The 8,522-nt window shown below is 59.7% G+C and carries 9 protein-coding genes and 1 tRNA gene; all 10 read left to right on the top strand.

Annotation, left to right across the window (positions count from 1 at the left end):
* Positions 1–219: 219 nt before the first annotated feature.
* Positions 220–795, top strand: a complete 576-nt coding sequence (locus WC359_10770; protein MFA5400914.1) for a CoA pyrophosphatase — start codon at positions 220–222, stop codon at positions 793–795.
* Between the two features lie 171 nt (positions 796–966).
* Entirely contained in the window at positions 967–1,980 is a 1,014-nt protein-coding gene (locus tag WC359_10765) for a DnaJ C-terminal domain-containing protein (protein MFA5400913.1), read from the top strand.
* 34 nt (positions 1,981–2,014) lie between these two features.
* Positions 2,015–2,365, top strand: coding sequence for a MerR family transcriptional regulator (locus tag WC359_10760; GenBank protein MFA5400912.1), 351 nt, complete (start codon positions 2,015–2,017; stop codon positions 2,363–2,365).
* The gene (locus tag WC359_10755) at positions 2,358–2,642 is read left to right on the top strand and encodes a hypothetical protein (GenBank protein ID MFA5400911.1); all 285 of its coding nucleotides are present in this window, start codon (positions 2,358–2,360) and stop codon (positions 2,640–2,642) included. The genes WC359_10760 and WC359_10755 overlap by 8 nt, the downstream gene beginning before the upstream one ends.
* A 3-nt stretch (positions 2,643–2,645) precedes the next feature.
* Positions 2,646–5,183 (top strand): AAA family ATPase, encoded by a 2,538-nt coding sequence (locus tag WC359_10750; GenBank protein MFA5400910.1) that lies wholly within the window; start codon positions 2,646–2,648, stop codon positions 5,181–5,183.
* Positions 5,184–5,789, top strand: a complete 606-nt coding sequence (locus WC359_10745; GenBank protein MFA5400909.1) for a VTT domain-containing protein — start codon at positions 5,184–5,186, stop codon at positions 5,787–5,789.
* Positions 5,786–6,037, top strand: a complete 252-nt coding sequence (locus WC359_10740; protein ID MFA5400908.1) for a TM2 domain-containing protein — start codon at positions 5,786–5,788, stop codon at positions 6,035–6,037. Before WC359_10745 ends, WC359_10740 begins: the two co-directional genes overlap by 4 nt.
* On the top strand, positions 6,034–7,545 hold the full coding sequence (locus WC359_10735; GenBank protein MFA5400907.1) for a cobyric acid synthase: 1,512 nt from the start codon (positions 6,034–6,036) through the stop codon (positions 7,543–7,545). Before WC359_10740 ends, WC359_10735 begins: the two co-directional genes overlap by 4 nt.
* On the top strand, positions 7,517–8,287 hold the full coding sequence (locus WC359_10730; GenBank protein MFA5400906.1) for a class I SAM-dependent methyltransferase: 771 nt from the start codon (positions 7,517–7,519) through the stop codon (positions 8,285–8,287). Before WC359_10735 ends, WC359_10730 begins: the two co-directional genes overlap by 29 nt.
* 53 nt (positions 8,288–8,340) lie before the next feature.
* A tRNA-Ala gene (locus WC359_10725) sits at positions 8,341–8,416 on the top strand.
* The last annotated feature ends 106 nt before the right edge of the window (positions 8,417–8,522 follow it).

Below are 8,522 nucleotides of genomic sequence, written 5' to 3'. Positions count from 1 at the left end.
GGAGATCGTTGATGCCAACCTCATCCTGTTCGTCAGCTGCGCCCTGATTTTCGTCTCCCTGGTATTAGGATTTATATACATATCAAGACGGCAGAGATATAACGATTGAAGTCATAACAGCCGGCCTGGAATACCTGACAGCAATCCTGTCATATGCGGCACTGCCGGGGCGCAATGATTTGTCGTGCTTCGGCTGTCGGATGTATGATTTAAAAACCCATGAAAGAGGAGATCAGGCGGGCGCTGGCCGCGCGTGAGAAGAAGACCATCAGCACCGACGGCCTCACCCCGTCGGCCGTATTGATTCCACTGTTTGAGAAGGACGGCAGGTGCCATATACTCTTCACCAAGCGGACCGACCACCTGCACCACCACAAGGGCCAGATATCCTTCCCGGGAGGCGGGCGTCATGAGGATGACCGCTCCATACTGGAGACGGCTCTGCGCGAGAGCCGCGAGGAGATCGGGCTCAAAGAGTCGGACGTCGAGATACTGGGCGAGCTGGACGACGCAGCCACGCTTACCTCCTTCTATCACATAGTTCCCTTCGTAGGCGTGATACCGTACCCGTACGATTACACTGTGGATAAATTCGAAGTCCGGGAGGTCTTCTCGCTGCCGCTGGACGACCTGATGAACCGGGCTGTCAGGAAATCGGAGAACTATACCTTCGGCGATATCAAGGTGGAGATGTTCTCTTACGAGCTGGACGGCCGCTTCATCTGGGGCGCCACGGCCTGGATGCTGGGCCAGTTGATCGAGATCATCGGGCCTGCAGCGGGCTGCGATAGTTAGCTTTTAGCCTCTTCGTTTTCAATCCGGTCAGCCTCGGTTTGCCCATCTTCACCACAAACTGTAAAATTCCTAAAATATTTTGTCAAGTAGTATAATTAATAATATTAGAATTATTTGACCAGTTTTGACAGAGTTCCGGCGCTATAACTATAATTATGGCCGGGGTGAAAAATGGCAGGAAAAGATTATTACAGTATACTCGGGATACCCAGGAATGCCCCCGACAAGGATGTGAAATCGGCCTACCGCAAGATGGCGCGCAAGTACCATCCGGACGTCAATCCGGGGGACAAGGCTGCGGAGGCCCGCTTCAAGGAGATCAACGAGGCTTTCGAGGTGCTGTCCGACGCGGACAAGCGCAGGAAGTTCGACCAGTACGGGTCCGATTTCGAGAACCAGGAGGCCTTCGCCCGCGCGCGTCAGCAGGCCCGGCAGCAGTATCAGGGTTCCGGCCGCCAGGGCGGCGGTACGCCCTTCACCACCTACGAGACCGGCGACATGGGCGATCTCAACGAGGTCTTCGAGAGCCTGTTCAAGGGTTTCGGACAGGGTGGCGCCAGGGCCGGTGGGAGGCGCGCGTCCAGGCGCGGACAGGATATCGAGCATCCTGTGGAAGTCACGCTCGAGGAGGCCTTCAACGGCACCAGGCGTGTGATGGAGCTGCAGTCCGAACAGCCCTGCCCGTCCTGCCAGGGCATGGGCCGCACCAAGACCGGCGTTTGCCAGACCTGCCGCGGAGGCGGACGTGTGATCAAGCCGCGCCGCCTGGAGGTCAAGATACCCGCCGGCGTAAAGGACGGCTCCAAGGTGCGCATCGCCGGCGAGGGTGAGCAGGGCATGGGCGGCTCGCCCGGCGACCTCTATCTGATTATCAAGGTCGCGCCGCATCCCATGTTCAAGCGTGAGGGCGATGACCTGATGGTGGAAGTGCCTGTCTCGCTGGCTTCGGCCGTGCTGGGCGGCGAGGTACAGGTGCCCACGCTGCGGGGCAGCAAGCTGGCCCTGCGCATACCGCCCGAGACGCAGAACGGCAAGGTCTTCAAGCTGTCAAAGCAGGGCATGCCCCGCCTGGACGGCGGCAGCCGCGGCGACATGCTGGCAAAAGTTGCGGTGGTGCTCCCCACCAGCTTAAACGACAAGGAACGGGCCCTCTTTGAGCAGTTCAGGTCGATGAGGCCCAACTGATATTGAAGTTGAATCTATGAGGTGATAAGATAAAATGCCTCGAGAAACTAATGAACCCAAGTACGTGATCAGCATCGCGGCCAGGATACTGGGCTGCGAGGTCCATACGCTGCGCTATTACGAGAAGCTGGGTGCGGTCAAGCCCTACCGTTCGGAGGGCAACATCCGCTATTACTCCGAGGCCGAGATCCAGCGCCTGCGCCATATCAAGGTGCTCATGGAGGACATGGGCATCAACATGGCCGGCGTGGAGGTCATTATAAAGTTAAGCCGGCGTATGTCCGAGATGCAGCACAGGATCGATGAGCTCGAGTCCGAGCTGCGTAAATACAGGAAAGCGGCGCCGGCCGCAAAGAAATCGAAACAGGAGGTTAAGGATGGCTGAGGCCGGGATGGGCCGCCAGCCGGCAGGCTGGCAGATCACCGCCACCACCATATCCTGCGACAGGGTGGACGACTACGTCACCGTCATGATACACGGCGACTGGACCTATTCGTGCACCTGGTGCGACAGGTACAAGCTGGCGGGGTCCGGGGGAGCGGGCAGGAATTTGCCCCGCGACATCAAGTCCAGAATCGCCCGCTGCCAGGGTCCGGACTGCCCTCTCGTTCTGGCTTACCGCGATAAGCTCATCGCCGAGGAAGCAGCCGTCACTAAATAAACTATGAGACAGGAACGTTTTACCGAACAGGCCCAGGAGGTTCTGGGCGCTTCGCAGCAGCTGGTCAGCCGTTTCCGCAACTCCATGTGGGACGTGGAGCACATCTTTCTGGCGCTGCTGGAGCAGCAGAAAGGCCTGGCGGCCGAGATACTCAAGAAGCTTAACGTCAACGTGACCGCCATGAAGAAGCGCGTCGGCGACGTGCTGGACAACTATCCCAAGATCGGCGAGCAGCCCAAGACCGCCATCGGCGGCATACAGATCTATCCCACGCCGCGCGTGGCGCAGGTTCTGCAGGCGGCGGTGGGCGAGTCCGACCGCCTCAACGACGAGTACGTCAGCGTCGAGCACCTGCTGATCGCCATCTCCAGCGAGGGCAGCGGCGACTCGGTCGAGATTCTCAAGGAGTTCGGCATCGACCAGGAGAAGATCTACCAGGCCCTGCTGAGCGTGCGCGGAAGCCACCGCGTGGACGATCCGCGGGCCGAGAACAAATACAGGTCGCTGGAGAAGTACGGCCGCGACCTGACCGAGCTGGCGCGCCAGGGCAAACTCGATCCCGTGATCGAGCGCGACGACGAGATCAAGCGCGTAATGCAGGTGCTGATACGCCGCACCAAGAACAATCCCGTCCTCATCGGCGAGGCCGGCGTGGGCAAGACGGCCGTGGCCGAGGGGCTGGCGCTCAAGATCGTGGCGGGCGATGTGCCCGACTCGCTCAAGGGCCGCAAGGTCATCGCGCTGGACATGGGAGCGCTGGTGGCCGGCAGCAAGTTCCGCGGCGAGTTCGAGGAGCGGCTCAAGGCCGTCATGGACGAGGTCAGGCAGTCCAGGGGCGACGTCATATTATTTATAGACGAGATGCACACCGTGGTGGGCGCGGGGGCGGCCGAGGGCGCCATCGACGCCAGCAACATGTTGAAGCCGGCGCTGGCGCGCGGCGAGCTGCAGTGCGTGGGCGCCACCACGCTGGACGAGTACCGCAAGCACATCGAGCCGGACAAAGCGCTGGAGCGCCGTCTGCAGCCGGTTTTCGTGGGTGAGCCCAGCGTGGAGGCCACCATACAGATGCTCAAGGGTCTGCGGCCCCGCTACGAGGCGCACCACAAGGTCAAGATCTCCGATTCCGCCATCGAGGCGGCCGTTAAATTGAGCAAGAGATATATAACAGAGCGCTTTTTGCCGGACAAGGCCATCGACCTGATCGACGAGGCGGCCAGCAAGCTGCGCATCGACATGGAGAGCCTGCCGCCCGAGATCAAGCAGCAGGAGCAGAAGATACAGCAGCTGACCGACGAGGAGGCCGCGGCCTCGCAGCGCTCGGAGTACGAGAAGGCGGCCGGCATCAAGGCCGAACGTCTGCAAATCGAGGAGGACTGCAAGAAAGCCAGGGACAAATGGATGGCCGAGAAGAAGATAGACAACGAGGTGGACGATGAGACCATCGCCGAGCTGGTGGCCAAGCAGACGGGCGTGCCCGTCTCCACCATGAAGGAGAGCGAGGCCGAGAAGCTGATACACATGGAGGACCGGCTGCACGAGCGCATCGTGGACCAGCAGGAGGCCATCTCCGCCGTGTCCGAGGCCGTCCGCCGCGGCCGCGCCGGACTCAAGGACCCGCGCCGTCCCATCGGCAGCTTCATCTTCCTGGGTCCCACCGGCGTGGGCAAGACCGAGCTGGCCAAGGCGCTGGCGCAGTTCCTCTTCGACGATGAGGACGCCATGATACGCGTCGACATGTCCGAGTACATGGAGAAGCACACCGTCTCGCGCCTGATCGGCGCTCCCCCGGGCTACATCGGATTCGACGACGCCGGGCAGCTGACCGAGGCCGTGCGCAGGCGTCCCTTCCGCGTGATACTCTTCGACGAGATCGAGAAGGCGCATCCCGACGTCTTCAACATACTTTTGCAGATACTGGAGGACGGCCGTCTGACCGACAGCCACGGCCGTACGGTCAGCTTCAAGGAGACTGTGATCATCATGACCTCCAACCTGGGCATGCAGGAGTTCCGCAAGCAGGCGCACAGGCTGATCGGCTTCAACGTGCCGTCCGAGAAGCAGTCCAAAGAGGAGAAGGATGAGTGGGCCAGGCTCAAGGTGGTTCTGGAGGGCGACCTCAAGAAGACCTTCCGGCCCGAGTTCCTCAACAGGATAGACGAGATCATCATCTTCCATCCGCTCAACGAGGCCAACCTCAAGCAGATCATCGACCTGCTGGTCAAAGAGGTGGACAAGCTGCTGGCCGACCGCGGCATCGTGCTGGAGCTGACGGACGAGGCTAAAGAGTGGGTCTTCCGCAAGGAGTATGATCCCGAATACGGCGCGCGTCCGCTGCGGCGGGCCATCCAGCGCTACATCGAGAACCCTCTCTCCAGCAAGATCATATCGGGCGAGGTCAAGGATGGCGACCGCGTCAGGGTTGCGGTCGAGAACGACGCCCTGGCCTTCGCGGTGGTCGGTAGCGTCTCCGCTGATGGTGGCGAGGACGAGTCGACCGCCGGCGCCCGCAAGAAAAAGAGGGGCAGGACCGCTAAATAATTGGGCAACTCCACCATTGTATTCGGACAGGTGCAGGAGCGCCGGACGGCGAGGGACTATGCGCTGCTGGCGGTCTCGATCATACTGACCGCGGCCTTCTGCGTGCTGGTGGTTCTTTACTGGCCGGAGTTCGTCAAGTTCGCCCGCTACGGCTACATCGGTGTTTTCATCGTGAGCTTCCTGGCCGATTGTACCCTCTTCGTGCCGGTGCCCAACCTGTTCATCGTGTTTACCCTGGGAGCGGTATTGAATCCGGTGCTGGTCGGGCTGATCGCCGGGGCCGGGGAGGCCGTCGGCTCAATGGTGGTCTATATGACCGGGCTGAGCAGCGCCAAAGCCTTTCACGCGCTGGACCATCGTGTGATGGACAGGTTCAGGACGTGGATCAAGACGCGTGGCGCGCTGTCGGTCTTCATCATGTCCGCCCTGCTGAACCCGCTTTTCTATCCCTTCACGGCCATCGCGGGCATGATGCACTTCGGCTGGTGGCGTTTTCTGCTGCTCTGCGCGGCCGGCAAATGCCTTAAAAACATATTGCTGTCGGTGGCCGGGTATTACGGGTTACATGTATTGATCGAGCTTCTGGGAGGGCAGTTGCCCGTATGAGCAAACCGCCGGCGCCGCGCAGCTGGTACATCGCACTGCTGCTGGCCTTCTTCCTGGGCTGGTTCGGCCTGGACAGGTTCTACATCGGTAGGTACAAAGCCGGCTGGCTCAAGCTGGTCACGCTAGGAGGTTTGGGCGTGTGGTGGCTGCTGGACATAATTTTAATAGCCTCGGAATACCGCAAGGACCGCTGGTACCGTCCTTTAGTCCACGAATGGTTCCCCAGACAGCAGAGCGGTGTGACATGACGGCCCGGACGCTGATGGTGCAGGGCACCGCCTCCTCCGCGGGCAAGAGCGTCCTGGTGGCCGCGCTCTGCCGCATCCTCAAACAGGACGGCTATAAAGTCGCGCCCTTCAAGTCCCAGAACATGGCGCTCAACTCCTTCGTCACTAAAGATGGTGGTGAGATCGGACGCGCGCAGGCCGTGCAGGCAGAGGCCGCGGGCATTGAGCCGACCGTGGATATGAATCCCGTATTGCTCAAACCGCAGGCCGACGCCACCTCGCAGGTTGTGGTGCTGGGTGTAGCGCAGAGCGTCACCCATGCCGCGGAGTATTACAGGGACAACCATAAGCTGCTGCCGGTTATTTCGAAGTCGCTGGCGAAGCTGAAAAGAGACTACGATGTGGTGGTCATCGAGGGAGCGGGCAGTCCGGCCGAGGTCAATCTGATGGACCGCGAGATCGCCAACATGCGCATCGCCGAGCTGGCGCGCGCGCCGGTTATACTGGTTGGCGATATCGATAAGGGCGGCGTATTCGCCTCAGTCGTGGGCACGCTGCAGCTGCTGCCTCCGCGGCAGCGCAACCGCATCAAGGGTCTGGTCATCAACAAATTCCGCGGAGACATTTCGTTATTGCAGCCCGGCATCGACTTTATCGAGAGCAAGTGCAGGCGTCCCGTGCTGGGCGTCATCCCCTATATGCGCAACCTGGCGGTGGCGCAGGAGGACTCGGTCTATTTGGACGAGCGCCGCGCCCATTTCCGGGAGGGGTGCCCCGACGTCTGCATCATACGTCTGCCGCACATCTCCAACTTCGACGACTTCGATCCGCTGGAGGCGTACTGCAATGTGCGCTACGCCGCCTCGGTCGATAAGCTGGGCGATCCCGATCTGATCATACTGCCGGGCACCAAGGGCACCATCTCCGACCTGCAGTTCCTGCATCTCACGGGATTGGCGAAGAAAATAGTCGAGAAGGCGAAGTCCGGCACGCCGGTCTTCGGCATGTGCGGCGGCTACCAGATGCTGGGCAGGAAGGTCACCGATCCCGTGAAGGCCGAGTCCGAAGTGTCGGAGGCCGAAGGTCTGGGACTGCTGGATTTCAGCACTGTATTTGAGGCAGACAAGATCACCTCGCAGGTGAAGGGGAAGGTTGAGGCCGGCAGGGGATTGTTGGCCGGCATGCGGGGAGTGGAGGTGACCGGCTACGAGATACACATGGGCAGGAGCCGCGGGCAGAAGTCCGATTTTGTGTTCAAGATCACGGAGTCAGTTAGTACTCCCTCCGGCTACGATGAGGGCGGTATGGACCGCACAGGCCTGGTGTTCGGCAGCTACATGCACGGTGTGTTCAACAACGCCGAGTTCACGCGCAGGCTGGTGAATAATCTGTGTTCGCAGCGCAACCTGCCGGCGCCCACGGGAGAGGCGCCTGACAGGGAGAAGGCCTACGACGACCTGGCTGCAACCGTCCGGCGTTCAATAGATATGGAGAAATTATATGAAATCATCTTCCCCCGGAGAATCTAAGGCCGACTATGGCAACTGGGTCTCGAAGCGGCTTATCTGGTTTCCCGGCATTCTGGCAATCATATTTCTGGCGCTCAGCTTTTTCTCGTATTATTTCCTCTTCATAGCCCTGCCCTTTCTCATTATCACAGCCTATTTCGCCTACGCTTATTACGAGTTCTCGCCTGCCGGCGGGAACATACAGGCCAGGATACGCGAGTTTGTGTTGGCCAGGCTGGAGTGGGATGGCAAGGGGAAGGCGCTGGACATCGGCTGCGGCAACGGCGCGCTGGCAATACATCTGGCTGTGAAGCACCCGCAGGCCGAGATCACCGGCATCGACTACTGGGAGGGCAAGTGGGACTATTCGCAGGCTTCCTGCGAGAAGAACGCGTCCATTGAAGGCGTTGCTGATAGGACAAAATTCCGGAAAGCCAGCGCGGTGGAACTGCCATTTGCGGACGGGGCATTCGACGTGGCCGTCAGCAACTTCGTATTCCACGAGGTGAAGGATGCGAAAAATAAGAGGGATGTGGTCAAAGAGGCCTTGCGCACCGTGAAGAAGGGAGGACATTTCGCCTTTCAGGACTTGTTCCCGGTAAAGAAGTTGTACGGTAATATCGACGAGCTAGTGGAGGAGATCAAGGACTGGGGCGTCGACGATGTCAGGTTTGTGAACACCAGCAACGCTGATTTCATACCCGGGCCGCTCAAGCTGCCCTTTATGGTGGGCTCCATCGGCATTATTTACGGCAGGAAGTGAACGGGCGGGATTTGCCTTTATCGCTGCTTTTTGATAGATTTATCATCTGTCGCGGGGCTGTAGCTCAATTGGGAGAGCGTCTGACTGGCAGTCAGAAGGTAAGGGGTTCGAATCCCCTCAGCTCCACCAAATATGTCCGATAGTTTGAGCCCCAATATTTTCCTTTTTAGGTCCTGTTATTAGCATTGACAAAGAATACTCTATGCTTACCACGAAATCTTTTACCATAGCCGCC

This window comes from Dehalococcoidia bacterium (genome assembly GCA_041653995.1).
In the GTDB taxonomy this organism is placed as follows: Bacteria; Chloroflexota; Dehalococcoidia; order GIF9; family UBA5629; genus CAIMUM01.
The sequence above is the reverse complement of the archived record's forward strand: the minus strand, read 5'-3'. Positions and strand labels throughout refer to the sequence as shown.

Coding starts and splice junctions, on each gene's coding strand:
- WC359_10770 (MFA5400914.1), top strand. CDS start 220: ATGAAAGAGGAGATCAGGCGGGCGCTGGCCGCGCGTGAGAAGAAGACC.
- WC359_10765 (MFA5400913.1), top strand. CDS start 967: ATGGCAGGAAAAGATTATTACAGTATACTCGGGATACCCAGGAATGCC.
- WC359_10760 (MFA5400912.1), top strand. CDS start 2,015: ATGCCTCGAGAAACTAATGAACCCAAGTACGTGATCAGCATCGCGGCC.
- WC359_10755 (MFA5400911.1), top strand. CDS start 2,358: ATGGCTGAGGCCGGGATGGGCCGCCAGCCGGCAGGCTGGCAGATCACC.
- WC359_10750 (MFA5400910.1), top strand. CDS start 2,646: ATGAGACAGGAACGTTTTACCGAACAGGCCCAGGAGGTTCTGGGCGCT.
- WC359_10740 (MFA5400908.1), top strand. CDS start 5,786: ATGAGCAAACCGCCGGCGCCGCGCAGCTGGTACATCGCACTGCTGCTG.
- WC359_10735 (MFA5400907.1), top strand. CDS start 6,034: ATGACGGCCCGGACGCTGATGGTGCAGGGCACCGCCTCCTCCGCGGGC.
- WC359_10730 (MFA5400906.1), top strand. CDS start 7,517: ATGAAATCATCTTCCCCCGGAGAATCTAAGGCCGACTATGGCAACTGG.